Annotated in this window: 13 protein-coding genes and 1 pseudogene; 8 read left to right on the forward strand and 6 right to left on the reverse strand. The window is 57.3% G+C overall.

What is annotated here, in order from left to right; translation table 11 throughout:
- A partial coding sequence (locus AC13CN_RS00495) for a helix-turn-helix domain-containing protein (RefSeq protein ID WP_483052944.1) occupies positions 1 to 291 on the reverse strand: 291 nt, incomplete at its 3' end.
- A gap of 276 nt (positions 292 to 567) precedes the next feature.
- Here AC13CN_RS00495 and AC13CN_RS00500 point away from each other — a divergent pair.
- Positions 568 to 1,101, forward strand: coding sequence for a lipocalin family protein (locus AC13CN_RS00500; RefSeq protein WP_062363069.1), 534 nt, complete (start codon positions 568 to 570; stop codon positions 1,099 to 1,101).
- 13 nt (positions 1,102 to 1,114) lie between these two features.
- Here AC13CN_RS00500 and AC13CN_RS00505 read toward each other — a convergent pair whose 3' ends face one another.
- A complete protein-coding gene (locus AC13CN_RS00505; protein ID WP_054641067.1) occupies positions 1,115 to 2,032 on the reverse strand; it encodes a LysR family transcriptional regulator in 918 nt (305 codons plus the stop codon).
- Positions 2,033 to 2,163: 131 nt separating this feature from the next.
- On the opposite strand from AC13CN_RS00505, the gene AC13CN_RS00510 reads away from it, so the two are divergent.
- Positions 2,164 to 3,237, forward strand: a complete 1,074-nt coding sequence (locus AC13CN_RS00510) for a tartrate dehydrogenase (RefSeq protein ID WP_054641066.1) — start codon at positions 2,164 to 2,166, stop codon at positions 3,235 to 3,237.
- Positions 3,238 to 3,331: 94 nt separating this feature from the next.
- Here the strand turns inward: AC13CN_RS00510 and wrbA are convergent, their stop codons facing one another.
- Complete coding sequence (gene wrbA / locus AC13CN_RS00515; protein ID WP_054641065.1) at positions 3,332 to 3,931, reverse strand: NAD(P)H:quinone oxidoreductase; 600 nt, start codon at positions 3,929 to 3,931, stop codon at positions 3,332 to 3,334.
- 344 nt (positions 3,932 to 4,275) lie between these two features.
- On the opposite strand from wrbA, the gene AC13CN_RS00520 reads away from it, so the two are divergent.
- The 4 genes from AC13CN_RS00520 (at position 4,276) to AC13CN_RS00535 (ending at position 7,741) form a co-directional block, all read left to right on the forward strand.
- Entirely contained in the window at positions 4,276 to 5,262 is a 987-nt protein-coding gene (locus AC13CN_RS00520) for a succinylglutamate desuccinylase (protein WP_054641081.1), read from the forward strand.
- 242 nt (positions 5,263 to 5,504) lie between these two features.
- Positions 5,505 to 6,275: an ABC transporter ATP-binding protein gene (locus AC13CN_RS00525; protein WP_062363076.1), complete on the forward strand. Its 771-nt coding sequence runs from the start codon at positions 5,505 to 5,507 to the stop codon at positions 6,273 to 6,275.
- 19 nt (positions 6,276 to 6,294) lie between these two features.
- Positions 6,295 to 6,996, forward strand: coding sequence for an ABC transporter permease (locus tag AC13CN_RS00530; protein WP_054641064.1), 702 nt, complete (start codon positions 6,295 to 6,297; stop codon positions 6,994 to 6,996).
- A gap of 1 nt (position 6,997) precedes the next feature.
- Positions 6,998 to 7,741 carry an ABC transporter permease gene (locus tag AC13CN_RS00535; RefSeq protein WP_483052945.1) on the forward strand — a complete coding sequence of 248 codons (744 nt, stop codon included), beginning with the start codon at positions 6,998 to 7,000 and terminating at the stop codon, positions 7,739 to 7,741.
- A gap of 34 nt (positions 7,742 to 7,775) precedes the next feature.
- Here AC13CN_RS00535 and AC13CN_RS00540 read toward each other — a convergent pair.
- Both AC13CN_RS00540 and srmL read right to left on the reverse strand, forming a co-directional pair.
- A pseudogene (locus AC13CN_RS00540) lies at positions 7,776 to 9,079 on the reverse strand (ISL3 family transposase).
- Positions 9,080 to 9,257: 178 nt separating this feature from the next.
- The gene (gene srmL / locus AC13CN_RS00545; protein WP_054645043.1) at positions 9,258 to 10,382 is read right to left on the reverse strand and encodes a PheS-related mystery ligase SrmL; all 1,125 of its coding nucleotides are present in this window, start codon (positions 10,380 to 10,382) and stop codon (positions 9,258 to 9,260) included.
- A gap of 768 nt (positions 10,383 to 11,150) precedes the next feature.
- Between srmL and AC13CN_RS00550 the strand changes: the two genes are divergently transcribed.
- Together AC13CN_RS00550 and AC13CN_RS00555 are read left to right on the forward strand one after the other, a co-directional pair.
- Complete coding sequence (locus AC13CN_RS00550) at positions 11,151 to 11,921, forward strand: transporter substrate-binding domain-containing protein (protein ID WP_054641062.1); 771 nt, start codon at positions 11,151 to 11,153, stop codon at positions 11,919 to 11,921.
- A 421-nt stretch (positions 11,922 to 12,342) separates the two neighbouring features.
- Positions 12,343 to 13,167, forward strand: a complete 825-nt coding sequence (locus AC13CN_RS00555; RefSeq protein ID WP_483052946.1) for a TraX family protein — start codon at positions 12,343 to 12,345, stop codon at positions 13,165 to 13,167.
- Here AC13CN_RS00555 and AC13CN_RS00560 read toward each other — a convergent pair.
- The gene (locus AC13CN_RS00560) at positions 13,145 to 14,770 is read right to left on the reverse strand and encodes a diguanylate cyclase domain-containing protein (RefSeq protein ID WP_463004729.1); all 1,626 of its coding nucleotides are present in this window, start codon (positions 14,768 to 14,770) and stop codon (positions 13,145 to 13,147) included. The two genes, AC13CN_RS00555 and AC13CN_RS00560, sit on opposite strands and share 23 nt — an antisense overlap.
- Between the last annotated feature and the right edge of the window lie 335 nt (positions 14,771 to 15,105).

Consider the following 15,105-nt stretch of genomic DNA (forward strand, 5'->3'; position numbering starts at 1 on the left):
ACCTTTGAAGAAGTTTGAGAAGGCGCGGTCGAGATGCCGGAGCGACTGTTGCAAGCAGACATTGGACACCTCGGCCAGAAACGCCGTGTCCGGCTGTTTCTTGAGGGTGGTGAGCGCTTTGGCGGTGGCGTTGTAGCCCATCCGCTCTTGATGCTCAAACCAGGCATCGGTGCGCTGGCGGAGGAAGTGGTTATAAACGTGCCGCACACAGCCAAACGTACGAGCAAGCTGGTCGGCTTGCTCGGACGTGGGATAAAACCGATAACGATAGGCGCGGTGTACGGTCGTCATGCTTTTAATCTAGCGCGCTAGATATAGCGTGTCAAAAAAGAGGCGCTGCGCGCCTCGCGCTTTCCTTCCCCAGCCTAGAAGGCCGAGGTTTGACGCGCATTTTGATCAGCATTGTTAAGAGGATACGGTAACAGACATACCATAGCCTATTTCCTTGGCCTGCCGTATCGCGCCCAACGGGAACCATGACACGCAGTGACCCACACTGATAGATTTAACGTTTATTGTTCACGTGCAAGGAGCAAGATGATGAAACCCACATCGCGGCCAAGGAGCATGGCCACGCTGGCAGCGGTTGCCGCTACCGGCACACTGCTGATCGGCTGCACCGGCATTCCCGATGGCACCGAACCCGTCACTGGTTTTGAGCTAGAGCGCTATTTGGGAGAGTGGTACGAAATTGCCCGCCTGGATCACTCCTTTGAAGAGGGGCTGGACTGCGTCACGGCTACCTACAGCCTGCGTGACGATGGCGGCGTTAAGGTAATCAACCGAGGCTACAACCTGGAAGCGCAAGCCTGGGATGAAGCCGAGGGGCGCGCCTACTTTATTGATGATGAGAGCGTTGGTCGGCTGAAGGTCAGCTTCTTTGGCCCGTTTTACGGCGGCTATAACGTCCTTGAGCTAGATGACGACTACCAGTGGGCATTGGTGGCAGGCCCCAACCGCGACTACCTATGGATTCTGGCCCGCACGCCAACCCTTGAAGGCGACGTGGAGCAGCGCCTGCGCCAGCGCGCCGCCGAGCTGGACTTCCCCACCGATGAGCTGATTGACGTGGTGCAGGACCAAACCTGCCCAGGCCGCTAGCGCACCCCGCCTGTCAGCCATTGGGCAAGGCGGGCACCCTGCCCGCCATTTCCCGCTGTAAAAAATCAATGAAGGCGCTAATGCGCGTCGGTATATGGCGGCGGTGCTCAAACACGGCATAAAAGTCAGCGCGAACGCCCTGCCAATCGGGCAGCAGCGTGCGCAGCGCGCCGCTAGCCAAGTGCTCGTTCACATCCCACCAGGAGCGCAGCATCACGCCATGGCCATCCAGCGCTAAGCGAGTAATCACTTCGCCGTCGTTACTGGCCAGTTGCCCGCTAACTTTCACCGCTTGGCGCTGCGACGAGTGGCGATGCTCAAAGCGCCATAGTGGGAAGTCGCTATCATTTTCACGAATCACCAGGCAGCTGTGCTGGGCAAGATCGCTCGGCACATTCAGCGCGGGCATCTTCGCTATATAGCTTGGCGAGGCGCACAGCACCCGCCGGTTGGGCAGAATACGCTTGGCGACTAGGCGCGAATCCGGCGGCTCGCCAATGCGAATCCCCACATCAAAACCATGATCGCTTAAATTGAGCGGGAAATTCGTCAGTTCCAGCCAGCTCTCCACCGCCGGATGTTCTGCGCAAAAGTGTGAGAGCAGCGGCGCAATATGCCGCCTGCCAAAGCCAAAGGTCGCATTAACCCGCAGCCGTCCAGTAACCCCTTGGCTCGCGGTATCGCTGAGTGCGCTCTCCAGCGTTTGCAGCTCTTCTAAAATCAACCCACCTTGAGTGAGATAGCGCTCCCCCTCAGCGGTCAGCGTCAAGCGGCGAGTGGTGCGCGCCGCCAACGTCACGCCAAGCCGGGCTTCTAGCTGCTTTAAGCGCTTGCTGACGGCCGAGAGTGACAGGCCCAGCTCTCGGGCGGTGGCGGTTAAGCTCCCTGCCCGGGCCAGCTGCTGAAAAAAGGCGAGGTCATCCAGCATCATGGGATTCTTCACTTTAAGGCAACAATAGCTTGCATAGTAGCCTGATTATCTCGTCGCCAACAGGCGCTACACTCATACCACGGAAACACGCCCTGCTATTTTTGTGACGTCTAACAAAACAAGGAGCCCCCATGGCCCATCGTATTGCAGTCATCGCTGGCGACGGTATCGGTACCGAAGTGATGCCAGAAGGCATCCGCGCACTAGAAGCCACCGCCAAGCGCTTCAATATCGACCTGGAATTCACCACGTTTGAGTTTGGTAGCTGCGACTACTACCTGGAACACGGCAAGATGCTGCCCGATGACTGGTTTGAGCAGCTCAAAGGCTTTGACGCGCTGTTCTATGGAGCGGTGGGCTGGCCAGAAAAAGTGCCGGACCATATTTCGCTATGGGGTTCGCTGCTGCAATTCCGTCGTCAATTCGACCAGTACATCAACCTGCGCCCTTGCCGGTTAATGCCTGGCATTAAAAGCCCGCTGGCGGGCCGCAAGCCTGGTGATATCGACTTTTACGTGGTTCGTGAGAACACCGAGGGCGAGTACTCCAGCGTCGGTGGCAAAATGTATGAAGGCACCGAGCGTGAAATCGTCATTCAGGAAACGGTGATGAGCCGAACCGGTGTCGACCGCGTACTAAAGTACGCCTTCGATCTAGCGCAAACCCGCCCGCGTAAAAAGCTCACCTCGGCCACGAAGTCCAACGGTATCTCCATCACCATGCCCTACTGGGATGAGCGCGTGGCCGAGATGGCCAAACAGTACCCAGAGATCGCCGTGGATAAGTTCCACATTGATATTTTGACCGCCAACTTTGTGCTGCACCCGGACTGGTTTGATGTAGTGGTAGGCAGCAACCTGTTTGGCGATATTCTTTCCGACTTAGGCCCGGCCTGCACCGGCACCATCGGCATTGCGCCCTCCGCCAATATCAACCCGGAAGGCAAGTTCCCCAGCCTGTTCGAGCCGGTTCATGGCAGCGCACCCGACATTGCGGGCAAGGGCATTGCCAACCCCATCGGCCAAATCTGGTCAGGCGCCATGATGTTGGAACATCTGGGACACAAGGAAGCCGCCGACGCCATGGTCGAGGCCATCGAAGCCGTGCTGGGCGAAGGCGATAGCCAGGTGCTTACCCGCGATGTAGGCGGCCAGGGCACCACGGAAAGCTTGGGCAAAGCCATTGCTGATCGAATCGGCGGCTAATCTCCCTATAAAAACAACGCCCCATAACGAGCAACGCCTCGCTGCATTAACAGCGAGGCGTTGCTCTTTTTCAGCCAGAATTTGCAGCTAACGATTAACTCGCCAACTTAGCGGCAATTTCAGCCACGTGTTTACCTTGGAAGCGGGCGATTTTCAGCTCGCGGTCATCCGGCTGGCGGGAGCCATCACCGCCGGCCAGCGTCGCGGCACCGTAGGGCGTGCCACCGCTTACTTTCGAAATATCAAACTGCTCTTCAATGCCGTAGCCAATCGGCACGATGACCATGCCATGGTGGGCCAGCGTGGTCCAGGTAGAGGTAATGGTCATCTCATCACCACCGCCGGTACCGGTTGATGTAAATACGCTCGCCACCTTGCCACGCAGCGCGCCGTTGGCCCACAAACCACCGGTTTGGTCGAGGAAGGTACGCATCTGGCCGGCCATGTTGCCAAAGCGAGTGGGCGTGCCGAAGATGATGGCATCGTAATCGGCCAGCTCTTGGGGCGTGGCTTCCGGCGTGGTGAAATCCTGCTTGCCGCCCGCGTTTTTGAACACCTCTTCCGGCATAGTTTCGGGCACGCGTTTGACCGTGACCTCTACGCCATTAACTCCCTTTGCACCTTCCGCCACAGCGGCTGCTAAGGTATCGATATGTCCATACATGGAATAATAAAGTACCAGTACCTTCGTCATTACTCACTCCTTTGGACTTGCATTCAAACATCAGACAGGTTGCCCACAGCGGGCAGTGAAAACTCATTGAAACATAGCGCAGTTAAGCGTAGATAAAAGCGAATGTTTTCGACGCCGCGCTTCGATTTCATCGATGTGCCGACCTTGCACTTGTGCCACTTCGGCACTAAAAGCGCTGGGCCTGAAAACGCTTGTAGCGATCTGCCATAAGCGTTTTTTGTACCAACAACTTTCATCTTCCCACCGACCATTTTCACGCGAACGACGTCCCCACTTGTGGTCAACGGCCAGCGTGGTAAAGGTAGGGTAACAAAAAGCGAATGCCCATGCTTAAGGACACTTTCATGCTAGGCCAATGGCTCGACTGGACGCTTGACGGCGAACGCCCTTCCCCGCGCATCGGCCGCTTCCCAAGCGGCACTTACCATCTTCATGGGCCAGGTGTTCTGGAACTAACGCCCAATATTTTGCGCCCAGAGGCCCGCGCCTGTGTGTTTTCTGCGGCGATACACGGTAACGAAACCGCTCCTGTGGAACTCCTTGGCGACTGGCTCAGCGCTCTAGAAGCCAGCTCCCTGCAATTAGGTGCGCCGATATTAGTCATTTTAGGCAACATTCCCGCCTTAAAAGAACAGAAGCGCTTTATCACCACCAATCTTAACCGGCTATTCAAGCGCGAGCTGGACGCAAAGGGCAGCGAACCAGACCGAGCTCGAGAGCTAATGGAAGCGGTAGATACGTTTTTCAATCGTCATCATGCGCTGCCTAAGCTACATTACGACCTGCATACCGCGATCCGTAGCAGCTTATATACCCGCTTTGTGGTAGAGCCCTATGCAGAAACTGCCACAGACGCTGAGCAGTGGCAGTGGTTGGCCGCTGCCGATATGCAGGCGGTGCTGCATCAACATCAGCATAGTTGGACCTTCTCCCACTACAGCAAACACTATCACCACGCACAGGCGTTTACCTTCGAGCTTGGCCGCGTCGCGCCGTTTGGCGAGAACGACATGGCGGCGCTGGCACCGATGCTAACGTTGCTCAGCTCGCTCAGCGCAGGTTACGAGCCGCCGAAAAAAACCGCCGAAACCATGGCCTTTTTTAAAGTACAGCACGAGCTGATGCGCCAAGCGGAGGACTTTACGCTCTGCTTCGACGATGACGTGCCCAATTTCAGCCGTTTCGAGCCCGGCACCTGCCTCGCCAAAGATGGGGTAGCGGGTGATTTCATCGTGGAGAAGACACCATTACATGTGGTGTTCCCCAATGCCCACGTCGACATAGGCGCTCGTGCGGCACTGCTGGTGGTACCCAGTCATGCCATTACCTGACGGACACTTGCGCTACTGTCTGACGATGAAAACGTACTTTTCATAACGACGTCTTTTTTATAACAACAACATGAAGGGGCCGTCAGGACACATCGCTACGTACCAAGACCAATGTCGTCCTGATAAAGTACGCGCATTTGGCGCAGTCCTGATAGAATCGCCCCTTTTTTCGCGCCAGCCGCACACACGCACGACGAATTCATTTGTTGCTGCTGCGGCAACCCTGTACTGGAGCCTAAGTTATGGCCGCTACGCCTACTCCCCTTGAAGTGCGCAATATTAAAAAGCGCTTTGGCGATACAGAAGTCCTCAAAGGCCTCTCTCTCGAAGCCCAAAAAGGTGACGTCATCACCCTCATTGGTGCCTCAGGGTCAGGCAAAAGCACCTTCTTGCGCTGCATGAACCTGCTGGAACAGCCGGACGACGGCGAACTGTACGTTCACGGCGAGCAAATCCGTTTTAAAACCACCAAGCACGGCCGCGAACCCGCCGACTGGAAACAGGTGGTTCAAATGCGCGCCAAGCTCTCCATGGTGTTCCAGAGCTTCAATCTATGGGCGCACATGACGCTGCTGGAAAACATCATCGAAGCGCCGATCCACGTGCTCGGTAAGCCGAAAAAAGAGGCCATTGAGCACGCCCACGCACTGCTGGGCCGCGTAGGGCTTAGCGCTCGCGCCAACGCCTACCCGGCACAAATGTCCGGCGGCCAGCAGCAGCGCGGCGCCATTGCCCGGGCGCTGGCCATGAACCCTGAAGTAATGCTGTTTGACGAGCCGACCTCAGCGCTGGACCCGGAACTGGTGGGCGACGTGCTGAAAGTGATGCGCGATCTGGCCAATGAAGGACGCACCATGGTCGTGGTCACCCACGAAATGAGCTTTGCCCGCGACGTTTCCAGCAAGGTAATTTACCTGCACCAAGGTTTGGTAGAGGAACAAGGGGCTCCCGACGATGTACTCGGTAACCCACAGTCACCGCGCCTGAAGCAGTTCCTGGCTCCTAAATACTGATCCGCGAGGCACCCACACCATGCTCGATTTGCAAGGTTACGGCCCCCGCCTGATCGAAGGGGCGGGCGTTACCGTTCAACTGGCCGTTCTATCGCTGATCTTGGCCATCCTCCTAGGGCTGCTGACGGCCAGCGCCAAGATGTCGCGTAACTGGCTGTTACGTCGCACCGCCACCGTTTACACCACGGTGATTCGCGGTGTGCCGGACCTAGTGCTGATGATGCTGCTGTTCTTCGGCGGCCAGATCGGCGTCAATGCCATCAGCGACATGCTGTATTACAACTACGACATCGACATTTACATCAATTTCAATGCCTTTGCCGCAGGCGTACTGACCATCGGCTTTATCTTCGGTGCCTACATGGGCGAAACCTTTCGCGGGGCCTTTATGGCGGTGGATAACGGCCAGATTGAAGCAGGCAAAGCCTACGGCATGAGCAACGCGCTGGTCTTTCGGCGCATTCGCTTTCCCCAGATGATGCGTCATGCGCTGCCCGGCCTCTCCAACAACTGGATGGTACTGCTCAAGACCACCGCTCTGGTGTCGGTGATCGGCCTGACGGACATGGTGCGGGTGGCGGCAGAAGCCTCTCGGGCCACCCACGAGCCGTTTGTCTTCCTCATTCCAGTGGCGGCGGCCTACCTGCTCATTGCCAGCGTCTCCGAGTGGATTTTTGCACGGCTACAAAAACGTTACGACATCGGCTTTGGGGGGCAGTGACATGCTAGATATCTCTGCATGGTTTAACGATCTGCTGGCAGACAACCTGATCTTTACGCCCACCACCCTGGGATACTACTGGGAAGGCTTGGTGACCACCACACAGCTGGTGTTTCTATCGCTGGTGGCCGGGTTAATTCTTGCGGTTCCGCTGGCCATTATGCGCAGTTCTAAGCATAAGTGGATCAGCCTGCCGGTCTACCTCTATACCTACGTATTTCGCGGCACGCCGCTACTGATCCAGCTCTACATCATCTACTACGGCGTTGTGTTCATCGACGGTATCCAGGAAACCTTCCTGTGGCCAGTGCTAAACGAAGCCTTCTACCCGGCGCTTATCGCCTTTACGCTCAATACGGCGGCCTACACCACCGAGATCTTCCGTGGGGCGATCAAAGCCACGTCTAAAGGCGAGATCGAAGCAGCGCGCGCCTATGGCATGTCGCAAAACCTAATGATGCGGCGGATTATTCTGCCCAGCGCCTTTCGTCGTGCGCTGCCCGCTTACGGCAATGAAGTCATCTTCATGCTGCACGCCAGCGCGATTGCTAGCGTGGTGACGCTAATGGATCTCACCGGCGCGGCACGCTTCGTGTATGCCCGCTTTTATGCGCCCTTCGATGCGTTCCTATTCGTCGCAGCCATCTATCTCTGTTTGACCTTCGCGATCTTGTATTTTTTCCGCTTCTTAGAGAAAAAGCTGCTGGCCCACCTGCGGCCACAAAATTCCGGGTATCCGGATTAACTGGTTGAGGGGGCACCTACGCCCCGCCCAGACCTTAATCTCTCCAGAAGGTTGATAGATCGACGCCGAAGTTCTTCTCTTGCTCGGGCAGGCCCATGCTGTAGGCTATGGTTGCCCTGCCCAAGAATGGGGACTCCTTGGTCTGCGGCGACTTCTTCTTGTGCTTGGTGGTGTAGAGCATCCGGGCTCGCATCACCTCGAAAGAATAGCCTCGGCCATCGCGGTTCTTGTCCTTGGCCAGCCGGTTGATCGACTCGGTGAAGGCGTTGGTGATCGGGATGTCAGTCTCGAAGTAGGTCAGCATCTCCTCACGCCAGCCACTGACGGCGCTGACGAGATCCTTCCAGACCTCCTTCTGCCCCTGTGGGATGTCGTCAATCCATGCAGCCAGCGCCTTCTCAGCATCTCGCCGGGTGGCACAGTCCCAGATGTGGTAGAACCGCTCCTTGTGCTCGTAGGCTGCCAGGAGCTGAGGGAAGGCCCCCGTCCAGGTTTCCATGATGAGACGTTCGCGGTCGGAGACGTCGTGAGCCCGCTTCAGCAGGATCTTCCGGTCACCCTTGAGGGTTTTCGGCGTTGGTTGGCCGTCAGCTCCTTTCTGAGCCCCTTGCGGACCTTCTCCAGGGCTTCGTTGGCCATACGCACAACATGGAACTTATCGACCACGATGCGAGCCTGTGGCAGCACCGCCTGGACGGCACGGCGGTAGGGCTTCCACATGTCCATGCTGACGATCTCGACCTGATTGCGCTCGGCCATGCTCATGAGCCGCTTCGTCACCGCTTCCTGCTGACGACCGGGTAGCAGGTCCAACAGGGTGCGCTCCTCCAGGTTGGTCAGGATGCAGCGGTATCGACGGTTCAGGTACAGCTCGTCGATACCCAAACAGCGGGGCGTCTCGAAGCGATGCCAGCGGCCCAGAAACTCGGCCTTCTTCTTGAAGATCTCGCGAACGGTCTTCTCGTCAAGGCCCGTGCTATCTGCCACGTAGGCGTAAGGGTGGTTGAAAGCCTCTTTCTCGACATAGCTGTAAAGCCTCCGCGTCATGCGGTGGGTATCCTCCATCTCTGGAAGTGTCGGACGGAATGTCTTCCCGCAGGCACGGCAGGTATAACGCCGGCGAACCACCCACAAGGTGACCCGCTTGCCATGGATGGGAAGGTCTCGGTAAGCAACATCGCGCTTACCGAATCGGACAAACTCCCCCTCTACGCCACATTCCTCGCAGGCTACAGGGTGGGGGGCTTCCAACCGGAAGTGGAGGTCGTGCTCTTTATCCTTAATATCCAGGATATGGTACTCAGGAAGATGAAGGATGTTATCGGGCAGGCTGGTCATGCAAACTTTCCTTGTCGACATTGACAATCGGTGATCGTGGTTCTCTAACTGAGACACACTGCACCGCTTGGAGTAGGCGTTCCCTCAAGGCGGTGCTGGACAGTGTCGAGTGCTGCCCCACTATGCGGTGGGGCTGATCGGAAGCCGCACCCAGGGAAATGCCCGGGTGCGGTTGCTTTCAACTGCCATCCTGCGCCAGTTCTTGGCGTTCACCTTGGTGGAGCAGGCGATAGACCTGGTTGCGGATAAGGTTGGCATCCTCGTCGGTCAGAGTCCGCTCCAAGTGTCGAAGGGTCAGTTGCAGCAGGATATTCTTCTGCCCTGGCTTCATTCCCATGCGTTGATGGGCCGACGCCGGTAGATCCTCGAAAGCCGTTTCCGCCTTGATCAGCAGAGCTTCAATGCTCTCCGCTTCGGGCAACCGTTCGCGGACCATGTCGCCGATAAGTTCTTCGTTAATCCAAGTATCGACGCAGAGAGATAGGTCCCGACGAATGGCAGGCATCGCAGATACCGGCCTGTAGGTATCCAGGTCATTCATCTGCGTGCGCACGCGCGGGTCTTCACTTCGCAGGAGCCGAATATCGGGGATCCGCTTGCGCAGCATCAGCAACCGATCGAGCCCCAGGCCCATGGCCAAACCAGTATGGCCAGTAAGGCCCGCTTGGTTCAGTATCCCGCGTGCCGCTAGGCCGCACTCACCAACCTCAATCCATTCATCCCGCCAGCGAACGTCGATTTGTATCCCTTGCTCGGTGTAAGGGTGAGGCGACGCTAGGGTGCGCCACTCCAGGCCGGGCACGGCGGCGGCCATGACCACCGAAACCATTTGCTGTAACTCGGATACCGACATCTCCGATCCTTGGGCAGCGTCCACTAGGCGCCAGAGGTCCAACTGGTGCGGTTCGCCACAGTGCAAGCGGTCGATGCTGTCGCGCCGATAGACTAGTCCCGGTAAGAGCAGCAACAAGTCATCGGGTGGGTCCAAGCTCAGTCCGTCCAGCAGATCGGGAATGGCCGCCGACGTCTGGGTGCGCAGGATATAACCATCGGCGACGTAGCGTGTGTAGCGAGCGTCCCGCGCTGCACCTTCCGGTGGATAGCCCAAACGGTCGTAGTTGTTAGTAATTGGCACAACAGAGCCGCTGCGAATCATGAGCTGCCTGCAGCGCCATTGCTTGGTGAGTGCTTGTCTGATTTCCTGCAGCAGCAACTGCATGGCATGCGTACCCTGGCGCGGATTGGTCAGGTCCGCAAGGTTGAGGGCGGAGCATAGTGCTTCGGAGGATAACAACGTAGACATTTTCTGATTTCTCCAGGATGTAGGTACCGGCGGAAAAATCAGGCGTTACTCATCAAACTCTCGATGAATGGGAGGCCGCCTGAAAGCAAAAACCCCCGGGATCTGGCCCGGGGGTTCCGCTTTCAGAGGTGTACAATTCACCGCCCGCCGATGCCGTAAGGATCCCGGGGGTGCATAAATCGCGGAGTGAGGCGAACTGCCAAATATGAAATCATGGTCGCGAGCCTAGCATGGGCGTTTCTGCCTTGTCAAAGCCTGCCCCAGGCAGAAGGGCACGTGCCACAGTGCTCACCAGCGGGTCTCCAGCAAGGCGAGCGGCATAGCCAAGCTGTCGCCCAGCGACGTGCGCTGCCACGGATCATCAGGACAGGCCACTGCCCCGCATCGCCCTCGAGCATGTGATTCTCCCAGAGATCCCTGTCTTACCGCGACTCTCAGATGATGCCGTCGAGAGGATGGCGGCTCGGCCCCTGCTCGTCGGATCGGATCCACCGCTTATCAGGATACCCTCAATTTCGATCAAGTGAACATACTGAGCAAGCTATCTACCAGTTAATCCGTTGTGAGTTTCACTTGTCGTTTATCTTCCAATCGCGCATAACAACCAGGAAATCCGGATACCCAAAATTCCTAGCTACAATAAATCCAACACGTCCAGCGTAAAACAAACGTTGGTTCAAATGCAGACTCCCCCTTTTCGCCGACCTCAACCTGGGGTACGTTAAGGGGGATCACCTTGGGTGAACCTGCTTCTTTTGGAGTCTAAAAATGAAAAAACTACTGACTGTTTCTCTGCTGGGCTTGGCCGTCGCTGCAGCATCTTCTGCTCACGCGCGCGATTACGACAACGTGCGTATCGGCGTCGACGTTCCCTACGAGCCCATGGAATACCGCACCGCTGAAGGTGAACTGACCGGCTTCGACATCGACCTGGGCAACGCCCTATGCGAGCGTATCGGTGTTACCTGTGAGTGGGTCGAGCAGGAGTGGGACGGCATTATTCCAGGCCTGATGTCACGCAACTACGATGCAATCATGTCTTCCATGACCATCAACGACGAACGTCGCCAGCAGGTGCTGTTCTCTGACCCCTACATCACCATGCCGTCTGCCTGGTTTGCCCCCAGCAGCCTGGATATCAGCGAAGCCAACGAAGAGACCCTTGCGGGTAAAACCATTGGCGTTCAGCGCGGTACACTGCAGGATAACTACGTTACTGATAACTTCAGCAGCGTTGCCGACATCAGCCGCTATTCCACCGCCGACGACATGGTGCTGGACATGGAAGCACAGCGTCTAGATATCGTCTTCCTCGACTTCCCGATCGGCCAGTCCACGCTGCTAGACAGCGAAGAAGCCGAGTACGTCGTGGTGGGTGAACGCATTAGCGAGCCTAAAGAGTACTTCGGTGAGGGTTTCGGTATCGCCTTCCGTCAGCGTGATGAAGCTCTGGCCGAACAGTTCAACGAAGCTCTGGCTGAGCTTCAGGAAGACGGCACTTACGATGAAATCTACGCCCGTTACTTCGGCGAAGAGTAAGCGCTAACTGCCTAAGATTGCCTCCCCGCTTGGGGAGGCACGCAAGCGAGACGCCATCATGCCCTCACGCCTCCTCTTATCCCCCGCGCTGCACGCGCTTCGCCCAGGTACCCGTGGCAATATCGCCCGTTTCTACCTGAGCGAATGATTCTACGAATAGCCCACCCCGCCTTTTGGCACGCCCGTGCCAACTTCCCCTCGTTACGCTGACCGGTTCGGTAGCCAGCGATATTCTCTACATTCCTGAGTTCATCGGCGTGGATGCGGATTTTATTGTGCTCAGCGAAGGCCGCTGGGCCATTGACCACGTTTGGGCGCTGGGTAAACCGATTTTCAGCGCCTGCCAGGCCCCGTCACTCCAGCGAACTTGCTCCGCCAAACCGGGTCTTTACTATCACTTAACCACATACAAGGAGGTATCATGGCTGAATCGACGGCGGCTCACGCAACGCCACAGGCAAGCGCCGCAGAGGTGTTTCGCCCCTCTTCCCACTGGACGGCCTGGGGACAGTGGCTGGCGCTGTTCACCATGACTGTGGACCACCTGACCCGCTACGTGCTGCCGGGGGATTGGGATTTAGGTTGGGCAGGCTCTTCGATTGGGCGCATTGCGTTTCCGCTTTTTGCCGCCATGGTGGCGTGGCACGGCCTGTTTAATACCCGCAACCCACTGCGCTATTCGCGACGCATTCTGATTATCGGCCTCGCCGCACAGCTGCCCTATATGCTGATGCCACGCGCCTCGGATGCGTTCATTTTGAACGTCTGTTTTACGTTGGCCAGCGGGTTGGCACTAGGAGCGCTGGTACGGCAAGGCTGGCAGCACTATCAACGGCAAACGTTAGGCTTTGGTTGGCTCATGTTAGGCGCTGCCGTCGGCGTTACGGTGTGGTATCTACTGGGATTTTGGGTGGAGTATGGCCATAACGGCCTGCTGCTGATTCCGCTGTTTATGTTTGCCATGCAGGCGCTCAGCGAAACCCGAAATGCGTTGAAATCGCGCCTTTGGGCGGGGCTAGCGGCATTTCCTGTGCTCTGGATTGCCGGGCAAATGAACGCCTCCGACATGGCTAAATCGTTTACCGTGGCTACCTGCGTGATCGTGCTGATGCTGGCTGCCGGTGCTGCCCAGCGAGTGCCGCCGGTGGCGCTGGAGATGCCGCGCCGCCTTTGGCTTGCCTGGTACCCAGGGCACTTTGCCTTGATTGCCCTGTGGCTACTGCTTAGCGGTCAATTGGCAGGTTAGGCGCCTGTTCCGCCACACGCTTGTTCACTTCTTCACGCATCCAGGGCTGGTAGCGGCGCAGCCGTGCCCGTCCTTCGGTCTTTGCCTGATACATCGCCGTATCTGCCTGTTTAAGCACATCGGCATGGTCGCAGGCCGTGGCATCAAAACAGGTGTAGCCCATGCTAGGTGTCACCTCTACCCAGCGGCTCTCTAAACGGTACTTGCCGGACAACGCGCGCTGCACCGCATCCATGTAACGCGCCGCCACGGCGTTGAGCGCCTCAGGGTCGGTGACATCAAATAGCGCCAGCAGCACAAACTCATCGCCGCTTAAACGGGCGGCCATATCATCCGCCTGCAAACACGACTCCAAGCGGCGCGCGACCTGCACCAACAAGTCATCCCCTGCGGCATGGCCTAGGGTGTCGTTAATCAGCTTGAAGCGGTCCATATCCATAAACATCACCAAACCACCGCGCTGGTCGCTGTTCTGCCCATTACACAGCGCCTCTAAACGCTCGATAAACAGCCGCCGGTTGGGCAAATCAGTTAGCGCATCGTAGTAAGCCTGGCGGTAGATAATCGCCTCGTTGCGCTTTCGTTCGGTGAAATCCTCAATAATCGCCACACCGCCCACCATCTGGTTGCTGGCGCTATGTACCCCGTTGAAGAACGCTCGCAAAGGCGTGCCCACACTGGCGTTGGGCAGTTGGTAAGTGCCTTCGTAATAGCCCGTGCCTTTTTCCAGCGCATCCCTAACCGCCTGAGCCACCTTTCGGTCGGCAGAGCGGTCCAGCATGCGGTAGCCGAGTAACTTTGAGCGCTCCACGCTCAGGATATCCAGCAGTTTGCTGTTGCAGTCGGTAATCTGCCCCTGCTCATCGAAGTGCAGCACGCCTAACGGCGAGTGCTGAAAAATAGAGCGATAGCGGTTTTCGCTTTCGCGCAGCTGCGCCTCCCGGGCGGCCATGCTCACCCGCAGGGCGATATTGTCGTGAATGGTGCGGCTAAAGCGGCGGCTGGTCGCCATAATTAAGCCTAAAAACAGCACCAACATCAGACCAATCAAAATGGAGAGGGACGAGCCCTGTAGCAGAAATTGAAGCTTCAGGGGCAGTAGAATGGGCAATACAAAGCCAATGGCAATCCACCACACCGAAGAGAGCGTGGTCACGCCCCCCGCAGCAATACCGGCCAGCACAATCGAGAGCGCGGCAATTTGGCCGGGGTGGTCGTGGCTAAACAGCAGCACACCCGAAGTCCCCCACACGCACCCTGATGCAATGGCACCGATGGCAAACCAACGCAGCCAGCGCTGGCGCTGCTGCTGTAGCGCAGGCAGGCGCTTAAACCGCTGGGCCAGCAGTAATCTCAATCCTGAAATCACCGCCAGCACCGTAAACCAACCCAGCAGTAGCGCCGCATCCACCACCGGCCACATGGCCGCTACCAGCAGCCCACCCGCCAGCACGCTGCTCAGCACTGGCTGCCATAGGTTGTCGTAAAGCAGGCGCACTTTTTCACCGCGCAAACGCTGCATGGTGATGTGATGGTCACGCTGATAACCACTGCGCAGCCCGGAGGCCATCGCCGTGGCGGCGAGGGGTGTGGGGGGCGACATACAAACTCCCTGTTCTTCAGTCGGCTTAACGCCAATCTTATTGGTTAGGCTTTGTTTAATACATCTGTTTTAGCACGTTTAAGTCACAAAAGTAGTCACCATCAGAATCGAGTAGGAAGGGGAGTCACCTCCCCCGTCCTCTCACACCACCGGGCATACGGTTCCGTACCACGGCGGTTCATGCAGAACGTTTAAGCCATCTTACCGTATCCAGTATCGATATCAGGCCCTGATCATAAAACCACTTTCTAGGTAGGGCCTGATTCATGTGCGAGGCTCCGGCGTTCCACCAGGGCCCTCGCCCATTACCCGCCGATTTCCAAGCACGGTACGCG

It is taken from the genome of Vreelandella sp. L-25 (assembly GCF_056857535.1).

Bases quoted from the DNA above. Each gene is read 5' to 3' on its own strand.
- wrbA (WP_054641065.1), bottom strand. From the start codon at position 3,931: ATGACGAAGGTACTGGTACTTTATTATTCCATGTATGGACATATCGAT.
- AC13CN_RS00510 (WP_054641066.1), top strand. From the start codon at position 2,164: ATGGCCCATCGTATTGCAGTCATCGCTGGCGACGGTATCGGTACCGAA.
- srmL (WP_054645043.1), bottom strand. From the start codon at position 10,382: ATGTCTACGTTGTTATCCTCCGAAGCACTATGCTCCGCCCTCAACCTT.
- AC13CN_RS00555 (WP_483052946.1), top strand. From the start codon at position 12,343: ATGGCTGAATCGACGGCGGCTCACGCAACGCCACAGGCAAGCGCCGCA.
- AC13CN_RS00500 (WP_062363069.1), top strand. From the start codon at position 568: ATGGCCACGCTGGCAGCGGTTGCCGCTACCGGCACACTGCTGATCGGC.
- AC13CN_RS00505 (WP_054641067.1), bottom strand. From the start codon at position 2,032: ATGATGCTGGATGACCTCGCCTTTTTTCAGCAGCTGGCCCGGGCAGGG.
- AC13CN_RS00525 (WP_062363076.1), top strand. From the start codon at position 5,505: ATGGCCGCTACGCCTACTCCCCTTGAAGTGCGCAATATTAAAAAGCGC.
- AC13CN_RS00535 (WP_483052945.1), top strand. From the start codon at position 6,998: ATGCTAGATATCTCTGCATGGTTTAACGATCTGCTGGCAGACAACCTG.
- AC13CN_RS00520 (WP_054641081.1), top strand. From the start codon at position 4,276: ATGCTAGGCCAATGGCTCGACTGGACGCTTGACGGCGAACGCCCTTCC.
- AC13CN_RS00530 (WP_054641064.1), top strand. From the start codon at position 6,295: ATGCTCGATTTGCAAGGTTACGGCCCCCGCCTGATCGAAGGGGCGGGC.
- AC13CN_RS00550 (WP_054641062.1), top strand. From the start codon at position 11,151: ATGAAAAAACTACTGACTGTTTCTCTGCTGGGCTTGGCCGTCGCTGCA.
- AC13CN_RS00560 (WP_463004729.1), bottom strand. From the start codon at position 14,770: ATGTCGCCCCCCACACCCCTCGCCGCCACGGCGATGGCCTCCGGGCTG.